The sequence below is a fragment of the Mycobacterium sp. E3247 genome, assembly GCF_001667785.1.
Taxonomy (GTDB): domain Bacteria; phylum Actinomycetota; class Actinomycetes; order Mycobacteriales; family Mycobacteriaceae; genus Mycobacterium.
Map to the genome: position 1 here is coordinate 17,949 of NZ_LZJG01000002.1, position 23,683 is coordinate 41,631.

Consider the following 23,683-nt stretch of genomic DNA (forward strand, 5'->3'; position numbering starts at 1 on the left):
TGGGCAGTTTGCCAGATTGCTGCAGTGGTCATCATGGTCACCGTAAACAGGCGAGCTGCTAGCGGTCGGCTAAAGCGCAACCAGTGGACTGGGATTCGTACCCGGTCGACAATGCGCAGCGACCAGGCTTGGGTGGCCGGTCACCGCGCCGCATTGCGCCTGACGCCGCTATATGCGTTCACCACTGCGATAACGCTGATCGCGCTTCTGGTCGCGGCCCTGTCGGCCCCGTTTGGCATCGTCATGCTCGTGGGAGTCGGCGGCCTTCTCCTGTCGGTGCCGGTCGCTCTTTACAGCGCGATCATTGCGGGAAGAGCCGCGCAATCGGTTGGTGACGATCCCGAGGATCGGCAACGGCGTTGAGGATCCGCGTGGTGGTTTGTCTACTAGCCATTGCGGTCTCAGCGAGCGTCGCGTACTACACCACCTATGCATCCCGACCCAAATTGCGTGTTCTCCACCTGCCGTACACGACAGCAGACGTGGTCGAGTACCTCGTATTCTCAGCGGGACGTGTTGTTGTCGACTTTCCGGTTTTGCAGAGAACCGACCAGAAGAGCGTGGCTGTTCCTTCGGCCACGCAGCTTCATATCGCGGCCGAGTCGCTCACCGAATGTATCCGCAGCGTCGATGCAAGCGCCGGTTCTTCTATGACTGCGGCGTTCAACGCTGCTGATCCTGAGCGACTTGATGGTGCACTGCGGCGGTTTAACGCCGCAGCCAATCGTTGGTTGAGCACGCCCCATAAAGCGGAAAGCCCGTGTCCGCCTCCGCCCCCTCCCCCCTCGGTGCCGCCCGATAGCGGTTCAGGGGACGGAGTCTGGAAGATGAAGGCCGACGTCTACGGGGCTTATCTGGTCGCCGGCTGGCTCGTTGCGGCGGCCGGTGTCTCTGCCACCGTAGGGGCGGTGTTCAACGTGCTCGTCGCAGCGATGGCCACTCTGGTAGTGGCCGCCACTGCCGTGCTCGTAGCTTGGATTTTTCCGGTGTTGATCACCTACGAGTTCGAAGCGGCACCTAAGGACCTAGATCGCCAGATTGCGGTCGCCAAAATCGTGCAAGCGCTGCGATCATGACCCAGCGCATTCGTTGGCTTGACCTACCGCGATGCTTTTGGCGTCGTCGCAGTATCCAGCAGACCGTCACGGTCGGAATTGTCTACGCACTGATCCTTACTGCGTCCGCGCTTGCGAGCCTTTCGGCGACCCTACCGTCGAACGTCGTGTGGGAGCGCACGCAGCTGCCCACAGTCCGAGCTGCACTCAACACGATTGCGGCACAGGACTTTGCGTTCTTTACCCGATCGCCCGAGGCAGACCAGATTGACGCTTATCGACTCAACTCTGACGGCACCCTTGGAGTTAGCCTGTTGGTAACACCGCAAACCAAGGTAACGAACTTCTTCGGTCTGTCGCGCACCCAACGCGCACAAGGACCCGAGCTCGCGAATCTCGTGCGGGCCGTCCCTGGCGATGCGTGGGCTGACTGCACCGGGCTCGACCGTGCAATGTGCATGGACGCAATTCCGCGTCAGAAGGCGTCCCTTAGCAACGACAGTCTGGTTCCAACGGTGTGCGGCCAGGTTGCACTCACCATCGAAAGCATCGTGAAATGGGCGTATCGTCGACTCACTGAAGATGGTTACACCATCGAACGTGTCGCCCAAGCCGACGTCGACTGCACGCACGCACATTAGGCCGAGACCATCCCTAGCATTCTGCACGCCACCATTGGTCGTGCTCTCCGATTTGACTACCGCAGCCGGTGGTTTGCCTTCGGAAGGGCCGCATTGGCGTTGGCTACCGTATCCGAATTGCTATTCACCCGGTCTGGCGCGTTATTTACCCGGGTCGGCCCCGCCTTCGGGCCGCTTTGTACTGCTCAACCCAAGGTGTCACTTTTCTGTCTCGGTAATCAGCATGAATTCATTGAAGCCCGGGTGTGGCTCGCAATCGTTTTGTTGATAGTTGTGGCATCCGGATACCGGCCGAGGTTTACGAGTATTGCGCACCTCTGGGTCGTCTTCTCGGTCACCACGTCAGTCACATTGCCCGACGGAGGTGATTCCATAGCACTGATCGTGGTGTTGCTTACCACCCCTATGTGTCTCGCCGACCAGCGGCGATGGCAATGGGCTCCTCCTCGAAACCGCATGAGTCGCAATGGTCGTACGATCGCGTACCTCAGCTTCTGGGCACTTCGAATGCAAATCTCTTATCTGTATGCAGACAGTGCGATTGCCAAAATGGGAGTCGGTGACTGGCAGAACGGCTCTGGGTTTTACTACTTCATCCGGGACAAGATGTTCGGGGCAGCAGGTCCTCTCAAGCCCCTATGGATGTGGTTATCGGATCAGAGCCTTATCACATTGACGTTTACATGGGGTGCGATAGCGGTGGAACTGGCGATCGCCGTCTTTGTGCTCCTCGACGCCCGATGGCGACTGGTCGCGTTCTGGCTCGCAGTGGTTCTGCACGCACTGATCTTCCTGAGCATGGGTCTGTTCAGCTTTTCACTGGTGATGGCAGCAGTCGCAGCCCTCATCGCCACGCCCAGCGAGCCGTCCTCGTCTCCGCCGCAGCATAGGTTACCCAGCACGCGCCAACCAGTCGAGAACAACCCACCAATGCCGAGAACCGGCTAAGTCGCAGGGGATTCATCGTGCAGATCCATCAGAAGCCAAACGCCGGTTATCCCAAGATCATTCACGCCTACGTGGCATTCCACGCGGTGCTGATTATCGCGGCCTGCAGTGGCCTGTGGTATTTGGCTGTGCGGTCAACCAGCCACGGCATCGCGCCGAACACAAAGCTCGGGTTTCGATCTCAACACACCCTCGTTTCCGCGCAAGGGTGGTACGTCGCACAAAAGGTAGGATTCCACTTCGCGGCAACCGCGGTCACCATGGTCACTGTCGTCATGTTTGCGGTGGTCGTCGTGGCCTACGCCCGCCGGCTCAATCCCATGTGGTTGCTGATCGTTCCCCTAGCCGCCGGGATCGCTGTCGGCGTCTGCCTCATGATAGCGGGCTACCGCGCCGATCATGCCGCGGTCACCGTCGAAACTCCCAATCTTCCTCGCGCCGAGGCTTTTCCGTCAACTGGTTAACGCCATCTATCCTGGTACTTCGGCGCCGCCCTCAGCCGCCGCGCGCCTCGATCATCGCCGAGCGATTGACCTTGGTCGCCGCGGTCCGGGGAATCGCGTCGACGAACTCGACCGTCTTGGGCGCCTTGTAATGGGCAAGCCGGCTCTTCGCGTACTCGATCACCTGTTCCTCGGTGAGCGCCGCGCCGTCGGCGAGCTGAACGACCGCGTGCACCCGGCGTCCCCATCGCGCATCCGCGAGGCCGATGACGACGATGTCGGCGATGCCGGCATGGCCGGCCAACGCCGACTCCACCTCCGCCGGAAACACATTCGCCCCGCCGGTGATGATCATGTCGACGCGGCGGTCGACGATGTAGAGGTAGCCGTCCTCGTCCAAATAGCCGATGTCGCCGGCCGAGCGGAAGCCGTCTTCGGTCGACGGCAGCGGCGGCGCGCCGCCGACATAGCGCGAGCCCGCGCTCATCGGTGCGCGGAGATAGATTTCGCCGTGCTCACCGGGACCCAGCTGTCTGGTTCCTGCGTCGAGGATCCGGATCTCGGTGTCGCGGAAACCGCGGCCGACGCTGCCCGGATGAGCCAGCCACTCGTCGCCGCGCAGCGCGGTGAGCCCGAGATTCTCGGTCATGCCGTAGGCCGACACGATCTGCTGAGGGCTCAGCAGATCGAACCAGGTGTGCATCAGCGAGGGAGGCATCACGGCGGCGCCCTGCAGGACGAACACGATGCTGGACAGGTCTCGCTGCCTGACGTCCGGCCGGGCCGCGATGCGCGCCAGCATGGTCGGCGTGGCGGTGAAGTTGGTGATCCGGAAGCGTTCGATTACGTCCAGAACCAAAGCGGCATCGAACTTTTCGAGTATCACGAGGTGATCGCCGGCCAGCAGGAAGAAGAAGGTGGCGAAGCCGTTGGTGTGGTACATCGGCGCGGGCACCATGATGGTCTGGGGCTGGGCCACCGGCGTCCAGTTCGACAGGAACGGCTCGCCGTGCTGCGGAGTCCACAGCGAGGGAGCCAGGCTGAGGATCACCTTCGGCACGCCGGTCGAACCACTGCTGCAGATGCCGTTGACGTTGGGGGAGACGGCCACGGGCAGGGCGCCGGCGGCCTCAGCGTCCGCTTGGGCCTCCAGGCGCCACCGGCTCGCCTCGTCCACGACCACGGCGGGGTTGATCACCTCGCGCACCCTGTCGCGCTCCCACTCGGGCAGGTCCCAGTGCATGGGCACGGGAACGGCGCCGACCTTCCAGCACCCCAGCGTGGCCAGCACCAGGTGCTCGGAGTTGGGAATCGCCAGGGCGACGAGGGAACCGGTGTCAGCGCCGTTGGCGGCCAGCGCCCGGCCCCACTGGTTGGCGCGGGCGTCGAGTTCACCGAAAGACAGCGACTGCGCGGTGCCGTCGAGGGCGACGATGGTGACCCCAGGGTCATTCGGGCGCTGCTCGGCGAGCTCGTGGAGCTTGACGCCGAACGGGACTCCGTCGGCGAGCGGGTTGGCCGTCGCTTCGGCCGCCGGCGATTCGGTCACGCCGATACCGGCCCGCTGAACAGAGTTTCCAGCGAGCCGTCGCGGACGTCCGGGATCAGGCGCAACGCCAGCGCCTCGGCGCCCAGCGGCAGGCGGATCAACGGTTGGGTGTGCCGGTCGAGCACGCTGACGTCGGACTCGTCGCAGAAACCCAACGCGCCTAGCAGCTGGTGGGCGGTGCGTAGCACTTGCCGCGCGGTGTCGGATGCCTTGAGCCGAAGAACGAGTGCGTCCGCCGAATGGATCTCTATGGGTAGCGATTCCGGCCGGCAGGCGGTGAATTTCGCCAATTCGTACAGTCCGCGCACGGCGACGGCGGCCTCCGCGACGGCGAACCTGACGCCCTGGAAATCCGCCAGCGGTTTACCGAACTGAATGCGGGCGCGCACGTGGTCGGTGACGATGTGCAGCGCCTGCTCCACCGACCCCAGAATCCGCCATGATCCCAGCACGAGATGAAGGTTGACGTCACTGGCCGGAATGGTTCCGTCGGGTTCGCCGAGGGAAGCGGGCACGAGGAACGGCCCGAGTTTGGCGGCGGTCCGCGACGCCGGGCGCGGGCGGTAGCGGTTGCCGTCGAGGTCGGCGGCAAGCCAATCGCCGGGCAGGTCGCCGTGGTCGATGCGTGGCGCCTCGGGGTTGACCAGGGCAAGGCGGGCGCCGTCGATCGCCAACAGCTCCTCGGCCACCGGATAGGGCAACGCTGCCGCGCCGGCGGCCCGGCACAGCACGGCCCCCGCGAGCAGGTCGTCCGCCTCCGAGCGGACATCGAGGTCGAACGCGCCGACCTCGCCCAGGGCGGTACGCGCGGCGTCCCGGACGCCGTCGTCGGTCTCGGCGCGCAACGCCGCCTGCGGGCCGCCGAGCCGGGTGAATCGCTTGGCCGCGACCGCGGCGAAGTCGCTGATGTCCTGGGGCAGTTCGGTGTTCATCGGTGTTCTCCCAAAACGTCCCGGGCCACCAGCATCTTCTGCACTTCGATCGTGCCCGATGCCACAGTGGCCGCCTGGGCGTAGCGCCAATGGTCCTCGATGGCCCCGTGCAGCGCCGCGCCGGAACCGCTGTCCAGCGCGATCGGGCCCAGCACGTCGAAGAGCAGCTCGGCGACCTGCTGGTCGCAGGTGGTGGTGGCGATGCGGGCTGCGCTGGCCGCCGCGCCCGCCGCCGGGTCATCCTGCAGCGACACCGCCCGGTAGGCCAGCAGCCGCGCCACCCGGAGGTCGACGAGCGCCCGCACCCACCGCGATCGAAGAGACTCGGGCAGCGTGTCCCAGTCGTCGCCGAGTAGTGCGCGCATGCGTTCGAGCAACGACTCACACCGCGCGTAACGGGCGATGCCGACGCGCTCGAACGCCAGCGCCTCACGCATCACCCGCCAGCCGTCACCGACCTCGCCGAGGACGTCGCCGGGAGACGCCGCTACGCCGTCCAAGAACATCTCGTTGAGGTGGTGCGGCCCCAGCATCGATCCGATGGGCCGGACGGTAAAGCCGGGCCGGTCCATCGGAATCAGAAAGAGGGTGAGCCGCTTGGGCTTCGGGGCCTCGGGATCGGTGCACGCCGCCAGCACGCACCACGATGCCATCAACGCGTAGGACGTCCACACCTTCTGGCCGGTGATGCGCCACCCGTCCCCGTCCGGGACGGCGCGGGTGCGTAGCGAGGCGAGGTCGGTTCCGGCCTCCGGCTCGGAAAACCCCTGACACCAGATCACGTCGCCGGCGGCGATGGCCGCCAGGTGCTTGGCCTTCTGCTCGGCCGTTCCGTAGCGCATCAGCGCCGGGCCCACCCAGTTGATGCCCATGTACTGGGGACCGCGTGGCTCGTGCTGAGCCCACATCTCCTCGCGCAGCACGGTCTGCTGCCACACCGAACCCCCGCCGCCGCCATGTTCTTTCGGCCAGGCCAGCGCCAGCAGGCCCTCCGCGGCCAGGAGCTTGCAAAACGTCTCGGTGGTGGCGAGATCGCGCGGGTTCTCGGTGCAGGCCCCGAGGAAGTCGGCGGAAATGTGGTCGGATATCAGCTCTCGCAGGTGTTTCCGCAACTCTGCAGCGTCGTCGCCGAGGTCATAATCCATCGTCGTCATCCCTTCGGCAGCCCGAGCAGCCGCTCGGCGATGATGTTGCGCTGCACTTCCGATGTTCCCCCGTAGATCGTCGCGGCCAGCGCGTCCTGGCGTTCGAAGAGCAGGTCTGGGTCGCTGAGGGCCTGCATTCCCTCGGTTGCGGCGGCCAGGTCCCAAACCCGCTGCAGGGTCACCGATCCGAGCAGTTTCATGGTGTCGGCTTCGGGGCTGGGTCGCCCCGCCAGTTCGTTGGCCAGGGCGCGGTATCCGGTGGCCCGCAACGCTTCCGCGTCGGCGAGCAGGGAACCGAGCTCGGCGCAGAAATCCGCCGTCGGCTGCGCGCGGCGTACCGCGTCGAGTCCGCGCTTGATCTCGACCCAGTTCATGATCCAGATCATCTGGCGTTCGTGGTGCAGCGAGGACAACGCGACGTTCCACCCACCGTGCAGCGGCCCCAGGAGGTTGTCGGCGGGCACCTCGACGTCGTCGAGGAAGACCTCGCAAAACGTCTCGTCGGAGATCGATGCCATCCGGATGGGCTCGATGCGCACTCCCGGCGAGTGCAGGTCGAGGATGAGGCAGGAAATACCCCGGTGTTTGGGTGCCTCCGGATCGGTGCGGGCATACAGGGTGCACCACCGTGACTCGTGCGCTTGGGTGGTCCAGATCTTGTGCCCGTTCACCCGGAAGACGTCCCCGTCACGCTCGGCCCGCGTGCGCAGGCCGGCGAAATCCGATCCGGCCTCCGGCTCGGACATGCCCAGCGCCCACCATTCGTCACCGCGCAGCAGCGGTACGAGAAGGCGGTCGATCTGGGCGGTCGTCCCGAATTGCCGGATCCCGGGTGCGGCGACGTTGGGGCCGGCGATGTTGGGCAGCTTGGGCGCCGACCGCAGCGCCGCCTCGATCCTGACCTCCATCGCATCCCGCAAACCCAGGGACCGGCCGCCGTGCTCCCGCGGCCAGGTCGGCTGTATCCATCCGGCCTCGAACGCGGCCCGCTGGTACGCCCGCCGCAGTGTCAGGTCCCAGCGGTATTGCCGATAGTTCGCGTAGTAGTCCTTCGGCAGGAAGTCGCTCAGCCAATCGCCGAATTCCCCGGTCGGCGAGGTCATTTCGCGCTTCCTGCGAAGCGGCGGCCCACCTCGTGGTAGAGCGCCCGGCTATCGCCCAGCATCGCGGCGGTCTGCCAGGCGTGCCGCACGTAGAGGTGAGCGTCGTGCTCCCAGGTCTGCCCGAGCGCACCGTGCACCTGGACTGCGGTCCTCGCGCAATTGACGGCCGCTTCGCCGGCCGCCGCCTTGGCGAGTGCCGCGCCGGTCCACGCGGCTGTTGGGGACGCGGTCGGACCGGCCAGCCGCGCGGCCGCGGCATAGGTGAGGCTTCGCGCGCGCTCCAAGCCGACGTAATTGTCAGCGAGCGCATGTTTGATGGCTTGGAAGGCGCCGATCGGCGTGCCGAACTGGCGGCGCGTCTTCGCGTGCTCGACGGCGCGATGCAGGGCGGCGCGGGCCACGCCGACCAAATCGGCGGCCGCGGCCACCAATGGCGGCGTCAACGCCGCGTCCACATCGACGGGTGCGGTGGCCACCGGCTCCGCGTCGACCTCGACGTCCACGAGCGGTTGCGCTGGGTCGGTCGACTCGCCGGCGATCACGGTCACCCCGTCACCGCAGCGAACGGCCGCCACCACTGTGCCGCTGGAGACGGTGTCGGCCTGCGCCAGCGTGACGAGCAGATCGGCGCGGGACAGGTTGGGGACCGCGACCGCCCGGCCCCGGAGCCGTCCGCCGTGCAGCGTCATCGGCGCACCCGCCAGCCGGGAACCTCTGGCATGCACGGCCAGGGTGGCGATGGCTCCGCCCGCGATGTCGTCGACAACCGCCTCGAGCCCGGTGTGCCGCAGCGCGCCCGCGGCCAGACCGACACTGCTCAGCAACGGAATCGGCGCGAGGGCGGCACCGCATTCCTCGAGCACGACCGCGAGCTCGACCGGCCCGTAGTCGCCCGCCTCGGCGAGCTCCGTCCAACCGAGGTCGACAACCGTCTTCCACAGCGCGCGCCAGCGCTCCGGATCGGTGATCGCTTGCCGGGCCGCGTCGGCCGGGCACTCCGTGCGCAGGATGTCGCGCACCGTGTCGCGCAGCGACAGCTGGTCCGCATTCAGCCCGACATCCATAAGACCCCTAACATAATAAAAATAGTAAACTAGCGCCCCGGTTCGCAATCGCACGGCGATATATGCATAGGTGGATGCATGGTCCAGTGGTATTTGTTCCTGCCGCAGGTGCGGCTGTCGGCGGCCGACATCGTGGAGCGGGCGCGCCACGCCGAGGCCAGTGGCTTCGACGGCATGGCGTTCATCGATCACCTCGAGGCCCCCGGCCTACCCGATGAAAGCATCTGGGAGGCAATGGGCATTGCCGGCTGGGTGGCGGCCAAGACCGAGCGGCTGCGGATCGGACACCTGGTGCTGTGCGACGCGTTTCGCCACCCCGCGGTGCTGGCCAAGCAAGCCGTTACCCTGTCGGACGCGTCGGGGGGCAGGTTCGAGCTGGGTCTCGGCTCGGGGTCCTGGCCCGCGGAGTTCACCAGATTCGATGTCGGCCAGCAGGATCCGGTGGCCAGGGTGGAGCAACTCGGGCGCCACCTCGACTTGATCAGGCGGTACTGGGGCGACGATCCGCACGGCGCGGCTCCGCAGGCCCCGCGAAGGTCGTATCCGATACCGCTCGTCCTGGGTGGCACCGGCCCCAGGATGATGGAACTGGTTCGCAGACACGCGGATTGGTGGAACGTGCCGGCCAACCACCTCGACAAGTTGCCCAAGCTGGCGACCTCCGCAGGAACGGCCCGGGTCTCGGTCCAGCAGATGGTGGGGTTCGTCCGAACGGGCGGCGACCCGAACACAGTGCGCGAGGTCAGCCAGCGGCGATTCGGCAACCTGGGGTCGGGGCTGGTCTGCGGCGACGCCGACGAATTGATCGCACACTTCACCGGACTGACCACCCAGCGGGTCGAGCGGTTCTATGTGTGGTTCGCCGACTTCGCCGTGCCCGATTCCCTGGACGAATTCGGGGAAACGGTGATCAAGGCGTTCGCTGCCTCCGGCGGCGGGCCTCCGTAGGCACCACCGGCGGCCGGGCGTACGGCCCGCGTTGCACCGCGCTCAGCCGAATCTCCGGGAGGTCGACCGACGGGTCGACGGTGTCCAGCCAGGCGACCGCGTCGGCCACATCCGAGACCCGAATCGCGTACATCTCGAAGGGAACGTCCTGCAGCATCTCGGTTTCCACCGGGCCGGGTGTGACGATGTGGACGCTGATGCCGTCGCGGTCGACCTCCAGCGCCAGGGCCCGCGCGAATGCGTTTCATGCCGGCCTTCGATGCCGAGTAGGCCGTCCGCGCCATCATCGGTTCGTGCGCCGCCGACGAGGAGATGAACACGAATCGCGAACCGGCGCGCATCCTCGGCAGTGCGGCGGCGGTCACCACGAAGCACGAATCCAGATTGGCCGAGATGATGGTCCGCCACTGCTCGAACGTCTGCTTGCGCGCGTACGTCCCGCCCAACGTGCCCGCCGCGTGGACGACGAGGTCGATCGTTTCCAATGCGCTTACCGCAGCTGCGAATCCGTCCGGGTCCGACGCGTCGGCCACGACGTGGCGAGCACCGATCTCCTCGGCGGCCGCGCGCAACGGCGCTTCGCGCCGCGCTGCCAGCACCACGTCGTAACCGAGCTCGACCAACTTGCGGCCGCAGCCCTTGCCGATCCCGCCGCTGCCGCCGGTCACCAACGCGGTTCTCAACGGCCGCCGCTTACGATTGCCGGAAATCCCGCGTCCGCGACAAGGCTTGCGGCGACAGCGCGTGAATTCGTTGATCAGGCCCACCGGAGAGCACATAGGTCTGGGTGTCGGCGAGATGGCGACCGGCGATGCGGCGCGCCCGGTCGACGTCGCCCTCCGCGATGGTCTCGGTCAGCTTGACGTGTGTGCTGAGCACCGCCCGGCGTTGCGCCAACGAGGGATAGGTGCCACGCGCCGCGCTCTCGTCCGCCCACTGTTGTTCGTGGCTGGTCCACAGCGTCTCCAAGCTGCCGACCACCGCGATGATGGTGTGGTTACCGCAGCCGCGGACCACGAGATCGTGGAATTCACGGCCGATTTCAGTAAACAGCCCACCGTCTTCGATGTTTTCGGCCATGGAGTCGTTGACCCGGTTGAGTTCGGGCACCAAGGTGTCCGCCCGGTCCGGCCGCCGGGCGGCCAGGGCGGCGCACGCGGGTTCGAGTTCTTGCAACGCCATGCCCAGGTCGGCGACGGCCACGGACTCGCTCTGCAGCAACAACCCCAGCATGTAGGCGGCGCTCGTCTTCGCCGGGGCGTGCACGACGGCCCCGCCGCGGTTGCCCCGCCGGACCGAAACGAGCCCCTCGGTTTCCAGGATCCGCAGCGCTTCGCGCAGGGAAACCAGGCTCACGTTGAACTGTTCGACGAGCACCTCTTGACGCGGCAAGAGATCGCCGTCGGCGAGCTCGCCGTTGATGATCTGGCGGCGCAGCTCGTCGGCTACGATCTCTGCGATCCGCGGCGCCGATAATCGGCGCCGGGCGTCCTGCCCAATTCCCAAGGCGGTCATCCGATCCTCGATGCAAAGCAACTCGCTGGCTTAGCTATTTTAGCAGTAATGGTATAAATAGCTTCTTCGGTCGCGTGTCGATCGGGAGGGCGGGTAGTAAGTGAGCGAGCGGTCCGACAGCCGGCCCACGCCGCTGCATGACCTGCGCGTCGTAGAGATCAGCGACCGGATAGCGGGCAGCTACTGCGGGAAGCTGCTGACCGACGCGGGCGCTCAGGTGCGCAAAATCGAACCACCGCAAGGCGATTGGCTCCGCCGGTATTCCGCCACTCGGTCGCCGGTGCCGGAGGGGCGGAGTTCGCCGCTGTTCGCCTACCTCAACGCCGGCAAGCGCAGCGCGACCTACCCGCCGGATGCGGAGGGCATGCGCGCGTTGCTGGCCACCGCGGACGTCGTCGTCATCACGGCCGGCCGGGAGCGGGCGGCGGCCCTGGGTGTCGACCCGCAGCGGTTGCTGGCGGCCTCCCCGCGCGCGATCATCGTCACGATCTCCGACTTCGGCTGGGCCGGACCGTACGCCGACCGGGCCGCCAGCGAATTCACCCTGCAGGCGTGGGCGGGCTCGCCCGGCTTCCGCGGCGATCCCGCCGGGCCGCCCATCTCCATCGGTGGCGACCTCGGGGAGTACATGGGCGGCGTGTATGCCGCCTTCGGTGCGCTGGCCGTGCGCCGCCGCGTCGAGCGGGGCGGCCCCGGTGAGCACCTCGACCTGTCCATGCTGGAAGCGCTCACCGCAATGCAGAGCAGCGAATGGCTGCACTCCCAGCTGCTGCAGGTGCCGCCGATCCGCCGCACCCTCGAGGTGCCCTCCATCGAGCCCGCCAAAGACGGCTACGTCGGGATCACCATGGTCACGGGCCAGCAATGGCTCGACTTCGTCGCGATGGTCGAGTGTCCGCAGCTCGAGGAGATCGAGCAGCTCCGCTTCCAGATCGGCCGGTGGGCCTACCGCGACCTGATCCGCGAACAGATCCGCCCCTGGCTGGCCGAACGGACCGTCGAGGAGATCGTCGAGCTCGGCCAGCTGTTCCGGCTGCCCATCGCGGCGCTCGGCAACGGCTCCACGATCCGGGATATGGAGTATGTGACCCAGCGCGGCGCGTTCGTTGCCAATCCCGCCGGCTTTCACCAGCCCCGGCCGCCATGGCTGATGTCGGCATGCGCGCCCGCACCGCCGGGGGCCGCACCCGTTCCCGGCGAGGCCGATGATGAGAAGCCTTGGTCCCCAAGGGAACCCGGGGCGGACTCGGCTCCGCGCACGTTACCACTGGCCGGTGTGCGCATCGTCGACCTGACCGCGTTCTGGGCCGGTCCCGCGGCAACCCACCTGCTGGCCGCCTTCGGCGCCGATGTCGTCAAGGTGGAATCCATCCAGCGACCCGACGGCATCCGCTATTCGGGTGGCATGCGCACCGACGTCGACGATTGGTGGGAGTACGGCTGGGTCTTCCACGCCATGAACACCAATAAGCGCTCCGTCACGCTGGATTTGGGCTCCGAAGACGGGCGCCGCCTGTTCACCGAGCTGGCCGCCGGCGCCGACGTGGTCATCGAGAACTTCTCCCCACGGGTGGTGGACCACTTCGGCCTGACCGCCGACGTGCTGCTGAAGGTCAATCCCGAACTCGTCGTTGCCCGCATGCCCGCTTTCGGGCTGGAGGGGCCGTGGCGGGATCGGGTCGGATTCGCTCCCACCATGGAGCAGATCGCCGGCCTGGCCTGGGTGACGGGGCTGCCCGACGAGCCGCCGGTCACCCCAAGGGGGGCCTGCGACCCGCTGGCCGGCGTGCACGCCGCGTTCGCCGTACTGGCGGCGCTCAACTTCGCCGAACGCACCGGATCGGGGCAGCTGGTCGAGCTGCCGATGCTCGAAACGGTGCTGAACGCCACCGCGATCCAGGCGATCGAATCGGAGGTCTTCGGGACGACGCTGACCCGGCGGGGCAACCGCGGTTTCGGCGACGCCATCCAGAACATCTATCGGTGCGCCGGCGACGACGACTGGATCGCGGTCACCGTGCGCGACGACGGGCAGTGGCGTGCGCTGGTCGAGCTGATGGGTCGACCGGCCTGGTGCGACGAGGGGTTGGCGACCGTCGCCGGGCGGTCGCAGCGGGCGGATGACGTCGATCGCCGGCTGGCGGAGTGGTTCGCCCGCCAACCCCTCGACGCGACGGTGGAGCGGTTAGCCGCCGCCGGCATCCCCGCCGCGCCGGTGGTCTCGCCGTCGTTGGTCACCGAAAACCCGCAGCTTCGGCACCGCGGATTCCTGGAGACCCTGCACCATCCCAGCACCGGTGCGGGGCTTTATCCCTGCCCCCCGTTCGCCCGGCTGGCCGGCCAGGACCATTGGCTGCGGCGGCCACCGCCGCGATTGGGTGAGCACAATGAAGACATACTTCGCGATCGGTGCGGGCTGAGCGACGACGAACTGACGCGCCTCGCAACCAGTGGGGTGATCGGGACCCGACCCAAGGGCCTCTAGAGAAGTGGAGGGCATCTGATGCGCGTGACAGTGGACGAAAACCTGTGTGAGGCCAACGGTTTCTGCGAATCGCTGGCGCCGGAGGTGTTCGAACTCGGGGACGAGGATGTGGTGCAGATCGCGGACGGCCCCGTGCCGCCGCGGCTCGAGATCGACGTGCGCGCCGCGGTGGATCAGTGCCCCAAGGCCGCGCTGCGGCTGATCGATTAGCGCTCGGTCAGCGATATCGGCATCGCGTCGTAGATCGACATGTTGGTGGTGAGGTTCGGGTAAGTCACCTTGGCTGGGCCGATTTCGATGTCGTCGCAGCGCAACAATAGTTCGTCGAACACCGCCCGCAGCTCGGCCCGGGCCAGCATGGCGCCCAGACAATGATGTGGTCCGCCGCCCCCGAAAGCGACGTGCGGGTTGGGCTGACGGCCGATGTCGAACGCGAACGGTGAGGAGAAGACCTCCTCGTCGCGGTTCGCCGAGCGCAGCATCGACACGACGCGTTCACCCTTCGCGATGTGCTGACCGTCCATGTCGACGTCGACCTTGGCGGTGCGCGTCCAGTACGCGACTGGTGAGGCCCAGCGCAGCACCTCCTCGACGGCGCTCGGCCGCAGCGTTTCGTGCTCGCGATAGCGCTCGATCTGCTCCGGATTCGCCATGAAGGCCTGCAGCCCGATGGCCAGCGCGTTCTTTGTGGTGTCGCTGCCGGCGAAGGCCAGGACGAAGAAGAAGAACTCCAGTTCGTTGGCGGGCAGGCTGAATTCCTCGCCGTCTTCGCCGGTGATCACCGCGGTCGCCAGCGTGCTCCAGATGTCATCGGTGGGGTTGCGCCGCTTCTGCGCGGTCAACTCCGTCGCGTAAGCGAACACCGATGCGAAGAGGTCGAGCTCGACCCGACCGCTTGGGCCCGCCTCGGGCGCAAGGACCTTCAGGATGCGGTCGAAGATGTCGAATATCCGCGGACGGTCCTCGTCCGGGATGCCGATGATGTCGCCGATCACCGTCATCGGCAGGGCGTCGGCGACGTCCTCGATCCAGTCCCCGCCGCCCTTGGCGAGCAACGCATCGATCATCCGTGCCGCACGCGCCCGGATGCCGTCCTCCAGCTTGGCGATCGCCCGGGGATTGAAGGCGTTGGAGATGAGTTTGCGGCGCTTGTTCAATTCCGGCGGGTCCAGCGTGATGATCGTCGGGGACGCCGAGAACAGGGCGACCGGTTGGATGAGCGGGCCGTCGGCCGCGGTGAACGAGTCGGTGTCGCGGTGCAGGCGGACGGCGTGCCGGTGTTTGGTCGCCACCCAGAAATCACGGTGCACGGTCTGCGCCACGCCCGGGGTCAGTTCATGGCGGAAGATCGGCCGGCTGCGTCGCAACTCCGCGAACAGTTCATCCGGAAAACCATTGCGCCACAGGGCGAAGTCGGAAAGGTCCACCACCGCAGCCGCCATGTGATATCCCGCTCTGCCGGGGCGCATCCGCGCCGCGTTGACGTTCAATGCTTAAAATAGTAAAAATAGACGTTGTCGTCGAACCGCGGTGAGTGAAGCCCGGTTGCGCTGGGCACGCTTGGCCTGGGCGGGATATGGAGAACTCGTGACGCATGCAATTTCGGACCCGGCACCGGATTCGGCCGGCGATCCCTCGGAACGCGAGTTCGGGCAGGCCGGCATCGCGCTGTCGACCTATCGGTTCCCGACCGGCTGGTTCATCGTCGCCTTCGGCTCGGACCTGGCCGCCGGCGACGTCAAGCGGGCGCACTACTTCGGTGAGGAGCTCGTCATCTTCCGCACCGAGTCCGGCCGGGTGCACGTGATGGACGCCTACTGCCAGCACCTCGGCGCCAACCTCGCCGTCGGCGGCACGGTGGAAGGCGAGAACATCGTCTGCCCGTGGCACGGCTGGCGCTGGCGTGGCGACGGCAGCAACGCGCTGATCCCGTACAGCAAGATCGGGTGCAAGAACAACGTCCGCATCCGCACCTACCCCAGCATGGAGTGGTACGGCTTCGTGCTCGCGTGGCACGAGCGGCACGGCCGGGCGCCGTACTGGCAGCCCCCGGTGCTCCCCGAACTGGAAACGAACGAGTACTACCCACTGCACCCGCACACGCAGATGATCAACCGGGTCAAGGTGCACCCGCAGATGATCATCGAGAACGCCGCCGACCCGTACCACGTGCAGTACGTGCACAAGGCCGCCAATCCCGCGACCACCGCGTCGTTCGAGGTGTCCGGTTACCACCTGCACGCGACCGTCAACGCCCATTTCGGCGGTGGCCGCGCGTCGACCTGGCTGACCCCCAACGGACCGGTCGACGCCAAGATCATCTACGACAACTACTCGCTGGGCCTGGGGGTCGTCCGCTTCCCCAGCGAACTGGTGGCCACGGTCCAGGTCACCGGGCAGACGCCGGTCGACGAGGACTACACCGATTACTTCTACACGCAGGCTTCCGTCCGCGAGCCCGGCGATACGGGCGACGTGCCGACCGGTCGCGCGGCCAAATTCCTGGGACTGCAGCAGGAAGTCATCAAACAAGACTTCTTCACCTGGGAGAACATGAAGTATCTGGAGAAGCCGAACCTGGCTCCCGAAGAGGCCCACGACTATGCCGCCCTGCGCCGCTGGGCGCACCGCTTCTACCCGGGCACGCAGCCGTCGCCGTCCGACTTCGGCTACACCGCCGACGGTCAGCCCGACCCGGCGGCCGCGAAAGCCTGATGCCCGGACCCGCCGACTTCGGCGTCGAAAGCTTCACCGTCGCGGCCGTGCTCGATCGGCGCGCCGAACAGCATCCCGACCGGGTGATGATGTCGATCGCCGGCGTCGACGTGACCTTCGAGCAGATGCGGCAGCGGTCGTGCGCCGCGGCGAACATGCTGGCGGAGTTGGGAGTCCACCGTGGAGACGGCGTGGCCATATTCGCTGGCACCTGCCCCGAATGGGTTTACTTCTGGTTGGGCGCGGCGCGCCTTGGCGCCGTGACCGCCGCCGTCAATGCCGCGAACAAGGGGGACTTCCTGCTGGACGCCCTACGGCTGTCGCGGGCGAAGGTCGTCCTGACCGATGCCGAGCGCCGGCCCCGGCTCGACGAGGTGGCCGGCGCGTTGGATCACGCGCCAACCGTGCTGGCGCAGGGCGATTCACTCGCATCGGCGTTGAGCCGAGACGCCGGCACACCGCCTGCGGGCGCCGCCGGCGCGTCGACGGACGTGGGCTGCCTCTTCTACACCTCGGGTACCACCGGGCCCTCGAAAGCGGTTGCCACGACCTGGCATTACCTGTTCACGGTGGCCGCGACGGTCGCGTCGGCCTGGGAATTGCGTGCGGGGGACGTGCTGTGGACGGCGATGCCGCTGTATCACCTCAGCGCGGCGCCCAGCGTGCTGGCCCCGATGCTGCTCGGCGCGACGACCGTGCTGGCCGGGGCTTTTCATCCCGGTCAGGTGTGGGACGAGGTGCGCGCCCGCGGCGCCGTCGGTTTCGCCGGCGCCGGCGCCATGGTCTCGATGCTGCGCAACCTGCCCGCGGATCCGCGCGATGCCCAGCTGCCGTTGCGGTTCATCTCCGCGGCTCCGATCGACGCCAAGCACTACCGGGACATCGAAAAGCGTTATGGCTGCCGCATTGTCACGATGTACGGGATGACCGAGGCCTTTCCGATCGCCGTCAAGGCCCTGGCCGACGACGGGGTGCCCGGAACGTCGGGCCGGCCGAATCCCCATTTCGACGTGCGCCTCGTCGACGAGAACGGCGAACCGGTGCCCGCCGGCACGGTGGGGGAGATCGCCTGCCGACCGCGCCGCCCGCACGTGATGAGCGAGGGCTATGTCGGCCCGGGGTTGCGGGTGATTCCCCACGCGGAATGGTTTCGCACCGGCGATCTCGGCCGGTTCGACGGCGGGGGCAACCTGACCTACGTCGACCGCAGGAAGGATTCGCTGCGCCGACGCGGGGAGAACGTCTCCTCGGTGGAGGTGGAAACCGTGGTCATGCGCCATCCCGCCGTGGCCGAAGCCGCCGCCGTCGGGGTGCCCAGCCCATTGGGCGAAGACGACATCCTGGCCGTCGTGACGTTGCGGCCAGGGGCCACATTGGATTACACCGAGCTGCTGGATTTCTGCGCGGCCCGGATGCCGTACTTCTGCGTGCCCCGATTCGTGGAGATCGTCAGCGAACTTCCGAAGAATGTCATCGGACGAATGCGCAAAGACCTGTTGCGCGCGCGGGGGGTGACTCGGGAGGCGTGGGATCGTGAAGCTCAGGGCTATATCGTTAGCCGGTAAGTTACGTTAATGTTACGTAATCGTCGGCAAGTTACTTTACCGTTACATCCAACCGCTCGTTGGCAGTCGTTTCCCGGAAGAGGCTGGAGACCAAAATGACGATGTCCTATCAGGAACAGCAAATGCTCCTGGCCGCCGCCGGCCGCGCTGCCATCCTGGACCTGAACGCCCGGCACAACCGGGCATATTCCAAGGGCGACCGGGACCGCTGGATTGCCACGTTCCGTCATTCCGGCGCCACCTACACCCGTGACGGCGATACGTTCGACGACCTGCGCGCCGCCTTCGACGGCGGCGACGGGCAGCGCCTGGTGACGGTCGACCACGAGATCCGCATCGACGGGGTGAACGCCGTACAGCGTTGTGTTGTCGTGCTATTCGCCAGCATGTACGGCGACACCACCCTGCGCGCGACCGGGGTGTTCAAGGACACGCTGATCTACGAGCGCGGCGGCTGGTACTTCACCTCCCGCAAGCTGCAATGGGACTCGGTGCCCAGTAGGCACCCGCTCGTTATGTGAGCGGCGTGGACCCGGATCTCAGTTACCAGCTGGCCTTCGGCACCTATGAAGATGCGCTGCGGATGGTCGGCGCGACGAGCGAGCCACGCATCGCGGCCACGGCCGTCAGCGGGGCGCGCATCCAGTTGTTCGCCGCAATGGTCCACGACGGCAATCGCTCCTACTGGGACGCCGAGTTCGCCCGCCGCAAATGGGGAGGCCTACTAGCGCCCCCGGCCCTGCTGATGGGCTGGTTGATCCCTCCGCCGTGGGAGCCGCAGGGCCGACCGCCGGCGGCATCCCTGGTGCTGTGGGTGCCGCTGCCGGGCACCACGTTCATCAACGCGGCCAACGATGTCGAGTTCCTGCAGCCCATCGTCGAAGGCGATCTGCTCACCGTCGTCGAGGAATTGCTGTCGGTGTCGCCGGAGAAGCGGACCCGCCTGGGCGTCGGTCATTTCGTCGAGACGCTGGAGACCTATCAGCGCCAGGACGCGACGGTGGTCGCCACGTGCCGGAACACCCTGTTCCGCTTCACCCCCGCGGCGTCTTCGTGATCGCAGGCGAGCTGAGCTTCGACGAGATCGCCGTTCCCGTCGACCTGCCCGAGGTTGTCGACCACATCAGCTACCAGCGTGTGGTCGAGAACGCGGGCGCGACGTGGGATTACTTTCCGGGGCACTTCGATCCCGAATACGCGCAGCGCCAAGGCAATCCGACCATCTACGTCAACACGATGCACCTCGCCGGGTTCGCCGACCGCGTCGCGACCGACTGGGCGGGACCGGGCAGCCGCGTGGTGCGCCGCTCCCTACGGCTGGCGGGCTCGATATATGCCGGCGACACCATGATCGGCCGGGGCCGCGCGGTCGCCAAACGTCGGGACGCGTCGGTCGACCCGCCGCGCTGCCTCGTGGACATCGAGATCCAGGTGACCAATCAGCACGGTGCGCTGTGCTGCCCGGTCGAGCTCACTTTGCAGGTGCCCGAAAGTGGTCGAGCGTCAGCCGGATAGCGGCGGCAGCTGCCCTTTGCATACCAGCGTCTGGAGTTCGACGTATTCGTGGAGGCCTTCCGGGCCGAATTCGCGTCCGATACCCGACTGCTTGAAGCCGCCGAAGGGCGCGCCGATGTCGAGTGTGTACATGTTGATGCCGTACGTGCCGGTGCGCACCCCCGCCGCGATCTCCAACCCGTGTGCGATGTCGGAGGTCCACACCGAACCGGCCAAACCGTAGTCGCTCTCGTTGGCGATCCGGATTGCGTCGTCCTCGTCGTGATAACGCAGCACGGTCAGGACCGGACCGAAGATCTCCTCCCGGGCGATGCGCATGTCGTTGGTGGCGTCGGCGAACAGCGTCGGCTGCACATACCAGCCGCGGTCCGACGGGCTGTCCAGCCCGCCGAGCACCACGCGGGCGCCCTCGGCTTGACCGGACTTGATGTAGTCCTGGACACGGCGTTGTTGGCGTTGTGCGACAAGGGGTCCGATGTCGGTGGCGTCGTCGGCCGGATCTCCGACGTTGAGGGACGACATCATGTCTGCCAGCGCGTCGACGACCTCGTCGTGGCGCCGGTCGCTGACCAGGATCCGGGTCTGCGCGACGCACGCCTGGCCGTTGTTCATCAGGCCGGCGGTTTTCAACCCGGCTACCGTCTTGCCGATCTCGGCGTCGTCGAGGATGATCGCCGCCGACTTGCCGCCCAGTTCCAGGCTCACCCGCTTGAGCTGCTCGCCGCACAGGGCGGCGATGCGGCGCCCGACGGCGCTCGAGCCGGTGAACGCGATCTTGTCCACACCCCGGTGGCGCACCAGCGCCTCGCCGATCTCGGGTCCGCCGGGCAGCACCGAGACCACCCCCTCGGGAAGGTCCAGCTGCTCGATCATCTCCGCCAACCACAAAGCGTCCAAAGGGGTTTCGGGTGCGGGCTTGATGATGACCGTGCACCCCGCGATCAACGCCGGGATCAGTTTCGGCATGATCAAAAATTGCGGAACGTTCCACGGCACGATCGCGCCGACCACCCCGACCGGTGCCCTGCGCAGGTGCACTTCGCCGAGGACACCCTGGCGCCGTTCTTCCCACGGGAAGTCGCGTGCGGCGGCCAGCGCCAGATGGATGAGCGTCGCCGCGGCCGCCCCTTGTCCCATCCGGCTGAAGCTGCGCGGGGAGCCCATCTCGTCGGTGATCAGGTCGGCCATCTCCTCGATGTGGCCGGCATAGATCGCGGCCAACTGCTCGACCTTGGCCATCCGCTCGGCGTGGGTCATCCGCGGCCAGGGCCCGTGATCGAAGGCGTGTCGCGCCGAGGCGACGGCGGCGTCGACGTCCTCGGGCCCAGCTAACTGAACATGGCCGACCGGTTCTTCCGAGTGCGGCGAGATGACGGCGAGCTGTTGCGGGTTGGCGGGCTTGCGCCACTGCCCCCCGATGAAGAGTTCGTCGTAGGACCGGTGGCCGGCGGATTCTGTCATCCGGCACCTCCTCGAGGGTCGGGCGCAATGCGACAGGGACCGGGATTTCGCTATTGACGCTAACATAGCGAAAAAAGCAGCGAGGCTCATATGACCAGCGATTGGCGCAGTTACCCCTTCCAGTTGGTACCTGGCGACAGCCAGCTGGACTTCCCGGCCGCCGAGGGCGAGCATCCGGATCAGGAGTCGGACACCTGGTTCATCGCCGGGCAGCTGGAGGCCGCCGAGACCGACCGGTCTTTTGCCTTCCTGACCATCTTCAACAAGAACCGGCCCGGTGGCACCGTGGTCGCCGACTTCTACACGATGGCGCTCTTCGATCTGGATTCCGGTGATTACGGCACCTACACGGATTACGACATGCCGCCGGCCAACATGGAACCTGGGGCGCAGCGCAAGCTGACGTTGGCGCCGGGTTTTCTGGACATCCATTACGCCAGCGGCGCAGGCACCGCGTCCTGGATCACCTGCCGCGACAACGAAGGTGAACTGCTGCCCTACACCTACCGCGTCAGCCTGGTCGGCGAGGACCAGGCGGGGCGGCCCATGCGCCTCGACCTGGCGGTAACCCCAACGCGCGCACCGACACCGGTGGGTGCGTCCACGTACAAGGGGAAGATCTGCTGCTTCGGCCAGACCGACACCTATTCGTATTTCCAGACCGGCATGGCGATGACGGGCACCCTGCGCTGGGGCGGCCTGGTCCACCAGGTTTCCGGGAGCAGCGGGCATATCGACCGGCAGTGGTTCCCGAAGTACGCCGGCGGTGGTGGGACCGGGGGAGACCCGCGGGCCCGGTCCCACGAATGGCGCACCATCAACTTCGACAACGGCGTGGACCTGAGCATCTGGCGGCAGTTCGACCGGACCAACCGCAATGCGCTGCAACCGTTTACGGGAGTGACGATGAGTCATCCCGATCCGGCCGTGCCGCCGGAATGCGCCGAGGACGTAGAGGTGGAGGTCAGCAGCTACGTGCGATGGCCGGACGCGGTGCAACCGCTGGTGCGGCCGAACGCCGCCGCCCGCTACATGCCGGACCGCCACAGGATCACCTGCCGCACCATGCAGCTCGACATCGTCGGGGAGCCGCTGGTGCCCGCTCCCGCGCACGGCCTGCCCATCGAATACATGGAGGGCCCGTACCGCTACCACGGAACACTATGGGGTGAACCCGTGACCGGCTTCGCCTTCAACGAACGCTCGCTGGCCCTGTACCGCGACTGGGAGCTGGTCGAGGTGCTCGCCACCAGCGTCGCGAACATGGAGCCGGCCGACCGGGACCTGCAGATGGCCGCGACCCTGCTGGTGCAGCTGCTGGCCCGTGGCCGCCGTAGCGAAGCGGTCAGGCTGTTGAGCACGGTGCGCCCGGCTCAAACCGACGCGCTGGCAACGCTGTTGGATGACCTCGTGGCGGTGTTGTCCGCCGAGGGGTCAACCCAGGGCAGCTGATCCGGCAAGCGCCTCCGCCCAGGCGTTGTGGCGATGCTGCAGCCCGGGTTCGTTGCGGCCGAACAGCAGGTGGTCCCTGGCGCCCGACTCGAGGTTGGTCTGCAGGTTCTCGACCAGCCGGTAATCCTCGTCGCGCACCGTGGCGTGCGCGTAGTCGAAGACGGCGTGCGCGCCAGCGGAAACGGATTCGTCGGAAAGGTCCAGCGGGGTGGAGTTCTGGTGCACGGTGATCGATCTTCCCGGCCGGTCCCCGGGGTAGATCCGGAACAGTTCGCCGTTGGCGGTGGTCACCGACAGCACAATGTTGGGGAACAGCGCATAGATCACGACCAAGTTCTGGAACGGATTCCACTGCTCTTCGGGGACACCGTCCAGCTCCAGGATCGTGTTGAGCGGGAAGATCAACCGGTGGTGCGGTCCGAACGCGTCGAACACCGTGCAGTTGCTGCGGGCGATGGTGGCGAAGGTCTGCTGGTGCACGGTGGCGAAATGGTAGTTCTCCGAGAAGGTGTCGACCGCGAGCTTCCAATTGATCGGACAGTCGAGCACCTTCTCGCCCAGCGGCGACCACCGCCCGATGCCCCACGAATCGAGCTCGTCGGCCAGGGGCCCGAGGTGCGCGGCAACGTCCAGGGGTGCGCCGGGATGCAATGCGACCCAGAGGAACCCGGCGAACTCGGCGGCCGGAAGTTCGGTCAGACCGTCCACCTTGACGGTCACGCCGCTGAATCCCTCGCGGCCGGGCAGGCCGACCAACCGTCCGTCGTTGTCGTACGTCCACGCGTGATACGGGCAAGTGAACCGCGTCGCGCTGCCGCAACCCGTGGCCACCTGCGACTGCCGGTGCAGGCAGACGTTGTCGAACGCTTTGACCGATCCATCGGCCGTCCGGGTCAACAGGATCGACCGCCCCATCACCGTCTTCGTGCAGTAGGTTCCCGGGCCGGGCAGCTCCGAGACGTACCCGACCAAGTGCGGACTGGCCATCACCATGGCCCGCTCCCGGTCGTGGCGCTCGGCCGACGTGTAGGCGTGCGCCTCGACCCGGTGCTCGGCCGGGGCGAGATCGGTGGTCCTGTCGCGCGCCAGCTTCAAGGCGCGGCGGGTGAGGTCGATGAGTTGGTCGCGTTCCACCTGCCCAGTACAG

The 23,683-nt window shown here is 66.9% G+C and carries 23 protein-coding genes and 1 pseudogene; 14 read left to right on the plus strand and 10 right to left on the minus strand.

Translation table 11 applies throughout. The annotated features are described in order from the left end of the window. Positions 1-33: 33 nt before the first annotated feature. From A9X04_RS00100 to A9X04_RS00115, 5 genes are read left to right on the plus strand one after another with little or no spacing between them, the layout of a single operon-like run. On the plus strand, positions 34-363 hold the full coding sequence (locus A9X04_RS00100; protein WP_255396466.1) for an SdpI family protein: 330 nt from the start codon (positions 34-36) through the stop codon (positions 361-363). Continuing rightward, positions 360-1,076, plus strand: coding sequence for a hypothetical protein (locus A9X04_RS30155; protein ID WP_156764151.1), 717 nt, complete (start codon positions 360-362; stop codon positions 1,074-1,076). The genes A9X04_RS00100 and A9X04_RS30155 overlap by 4 nt, the downstream gene beginning before the upstream one ends. Then, positions 1,073-1,696, plus strand: a complete 624-nt coding sequence (locus A9X04_RS29290; RefSeq protein WP_082974715.1) for an SdpA family antimicrobial peptide system protein — start codon at positions 1,073-1,075, stop codon at positions 1,694-1,696. Before A9X04_RS30155 ends, A9X04_RS29290 begins: the two co-directional genes overlap by 4 nt. Positions 1,697-1,729: 33 nt before the next feature. Further along, positions 1,730-2,644, plus strand: a complete 915-nt coding sequence (locus tag A9X04_RS29295) for a sporulation-delaying protein SdpB family protein (RefSeq protein ID WP_255396467.1) — start codon at positions 1,730-1,732, stop codon at positions 2,642-2,644. 17 nt (positions 2,645-2,661) lie between these two features. Beyond that, the gene (locus A9X04_RS00115; protein ID WP_067916579.1) at positions 2,662-3,108 is read left to right on the plus strand and encodes a hypothetical protein; all 447 of its coding nucleotides are present in this window, start codon (positions 2,662-2,664) and stop codon (positions 3,106-3,108) included. A gap of 31 nt (positions 3,109-3,139) precedes the next feature. Here A9X04_RS00115 and A9X04_RS00120 read toward each other — a convergent pair whose 3' ends face one another. The 5 genes from A9X04_RS00120 to A9X04_RS00140 are packed head-to-tail and all read right to left on the minus strand — an operon-like array spanning position 3,140 to position 8,880. Further along, positions 3,140-4,636 carry a class I adenylate-forming enzyme family protein gene (locus A9X04_RS00120; RefSeq protein ID WP_067916580.1) on the minus strand — a complete coding sequence of 499 codons (1,497 nt, stop codon included), beginning with the start codon at positions 4,634-4,636 and terminating at the stop codon, positions 3,140-3,142. Then, a complete protein-coding gene (locus A9X04_RS00125) occupies positions 4,633-5,568 on the minus strand; it encodes an acyl-CoA dehydrogenase family protein (protein ID WP_067916582.1) in 936 nt (311 codons plus the stop codon). Before A9X04_RS00125 ends, A9X04_RS00120 begins: the two co-directional genes overlap by 4 nt. After that, positions 5,565-6,722: an acyl-CoA dehydrogenase family protein gene (locus A9X04_RS00130; RefSeq protein WP_197508948.1), complete on the minus strand. Its 1,158-nt coding sequence runs from the start codon at positions 6,720-6,722 to the stop codon at positions 5,565-5,567. Before A9X04_RS00130 ends, A9X04_RS00125 begins: the two co-directional genes overlap by 4 nt. Next, complete coding sequence (locus A9X04_RS00135) at positions 6,719-7,816, minus strand: acyl-CoA dehydrogenase family protein (protein WP_067916584.1); 1,098 nt, start codon at positions 7,814-7,816, stop codon at positions 6,719-6,721. Before A9X04_RS00135 ends, A9X04_RS00130 begins: the two co-directional genes overlap by 4 nt. Continuing rightward, positions 7,813-8,880 carry an acyl-CoA dehydrogenase family protein gene (locus A9X04_RS00140; protein WP_067916586.1) on the minus strand — a complete coding sequence of 356 codons (1,068 nt, stop codon included), beginning with the start codon at positions 8,878-8,880 and terminating at the stop codon, positions 7,813-7,815. Before A9X04_RS00140 ends, A9X04_RS00135 begins: the two co-directional genes overlap by 4 nt. Before the next feature lie 78 nt (positions 8,881-8,958). Here A9X04_RS00140 and A9X04_RS00145 point away from each other — a divergent pair, with 78 nt between their 5' ends. Beyond that, positions 8,959-9,828, plus strand: a complete 870-nt coding sequence (locus A9X04_RS00145) for an LLM class flavin-dependent oxidoreductase (protein ID WP_067916588.1) — start codon at positions 8,959-8,961, stop codon at positions 9,826-9,828. On the opposite strand, the pseudogene A9X04_RS00150 reads toward A9X04_RS00145, so the two are convergent. Both A9X04_RS00150 and A9X04_RS00155 read right to left on the minus strand, forming a co-directional pair. Further along, a pseudogene (locus A9X04_RS00150) lies at positions 9,791-10,511 on the minus strand (SDR family oxidoreductase). The gene A9X04_RS00145 and the pseudogene A9X04_RS00150 overlap by 38 nt on opposite strands. A 10-nt stretch (positions 10,512-10,521) precedes the next feature. Continuing rightward, the gene (locus A9X04_RS00155; RefSeq protein ID WP_067916594.1) at positions 10,522-11,343 is read right to left on the minus strand and encodes a FadR/GntR family transcriptional regulator; all 822 of its coding nucleotides are present in this window, start codon (positions 11,341-11,343) and stop codon (positions 10,522-10,524) included. A 100-nt stretch (positions 11,344-11,443) separates the two neighbouring features. On the opposite strand from A9X04_RS00155, the gene A9X04_RS00160 reads away from it, so the two are divergent. After that, a complete protein-coding gene (locus A9X04_RS00160; protein WP_067916596.1) occupies positions 11,444-13,828 on the plus strand; it encodes a CoA transferase in 2,385 nt (794 codons plus the stop codon). An 18-nt stretch (positions 13,829-13,846) separates the two neighbouring features. Continuing rightward, positions 13,847-14,038 carry a ferredoxin gene (locus A9X04_RS00165; RefSeq protein WP_046185638.1) on the plus strand — a complete coding sequence of 64 codons (192 nt, stop codon included), beginning with the start codon at positions 13,847-13,849 and terminating at the stop codon, positions 14,036-14,038. Here the strand turns inward: A9X04_RS00165 and A9X04_RS00170 are convergent. After that, positions 14,035-15,318, minus strand: a complete 1,284-nt coding sequence (locus tag A9X04_RS00170) for a cytochrome P450 (protein WP_369828901.1) — start codon at positions 15,316-15,318, stop codon at positions 14,035-14,037. The two genes, A9X04_RS00165 and A9X04_RS00170, sit on opposite strands and share 4 nt — an antisense overlap. A 97-nt stretch (positions 15,319-15,415) precedes the next feature. Between A9X04_RS00170 and A9X04_RS00175 the strand changes: the two genes are divergently transcribed. The 5 genes from A9X04_RS00175 to A9X04_RS00195 all read left to right on the plus strand — a co-directional run bounded on the left by A9X04_RS00175 (position 15,416) and on the right by A9X04_RS00195 (position 19,623). Continuing rightward, positions 15,416-16,543, plus strand: a complete 1,128-nt coding sequence (locus A9X04_RS00175) for a Rieske 2Fe-2S domain-containing protein (protein ID WP_156764152.1) — start codon at positions 15,416-15,418, stop codon at positions 16,541-16,543. Continuing rightward, entirely contained in the window at positions 16,543-18,108 is a 1,566-nt protein-coding gene (locus tag A9X04_RS00180) for an AMP-binding protein (RefSeq protein ID WP_067916598.1), read from the plus strand. Before A9X04_RS00175 ends, A9X04_RS00180 begins: the two co-directional genes overlap by 1 nt. Positions 18,109-18,203: 95 nt before the next feature. Next, positions 18,204-18,629: a nuclear transport factor 2 family protein gene (locus A9X04_RS00185; protein ID WP_067916601.1), complete on the plus strand. Its 426-nt coding sequence runs from the start codon at positions 18,204-18,206 to the stop codon at positions 18,627-18,629. Between the two features lie 62 nt (positions 18,630-18,691). Beyond that, positions 18,692-19,165, plus strand: coding sequence for a MaoC family dehydratase N-terminal domain-containing protein (locus A9X04_RS00190; RefSeq protein WP_197508951.1), 474 nt, complete (start codon positions 18,692-18,694; stop codon positions 19,163-19,165). Further along, positions 19,162-19,623: a MaoC family dehydratase gene (locus tag A9X04_RS00195; protein WP_369828902.1), complete on the plus strand. Its 462-nt coding sequence runs from the start codon at positions 19,162-19,164 to the stop codon at positions 19,621-19,623. The genes A9X04_RS00190 and A9X04_RS00195 overlap by 4 nt, the downstream gene beginning before the upstream one ends. Here the strand turns inward: A9X04_RS00195 and A9X04_RS00200 are convergent. Then, complete coding sequence (locus tag A9X04_RS00200; RefSeq protein ID WP_067916602.1) at positions 19,612-21,084, minus strand: aldehyde dehydrogenase; 1,473 nt, start codon at positions 21,082-21,084, stop codon at positions 19,612-19,614. The genes A9X04_RS00195 and A9X04_RS00200 overlap by 12 nt on opposite strands. A gap of 90 nt (positions 21,085-21,174) precedes the next feature. On the opposite strand from A9X04_RS00200, the gene A9X04_RS00205 reads away from it, so the two are divergent. After that, positions 21,175-22,536 carry a secreted hydrolase gene (locus tag A9X04_RS00205; protein ID WP_067916606.1) on the plus strand — a complete coding sequence of 454 codons (1,362 nt, stop codon included), beginning with the start codon at positions 21,175-21,177 and terminating at the stop codon, positions 22,534-22,536. On the opposite strand, the gene A9X04_RS00210 is transcribed toward A9X04_RS00205, so the two are convergent. After that, a complete protein-coding gene (locus A9X04_RS00210; RefSeq protein WP_067916607.1) occupies positions 22,519-23,670 on the minus strand; it encodes an aromatic ring-hydroxylating dioxygenase subunit alpha in 1,152 nt (383 codons plus the stop codon). The two genes, A9X04_RS00205 and A9X04_RS00210, sit on opposite strands and share 18 nt — an antisense overlap. Between the last annotated feature and the right edge of the window lie 13 nt (positions 23,671-23,683).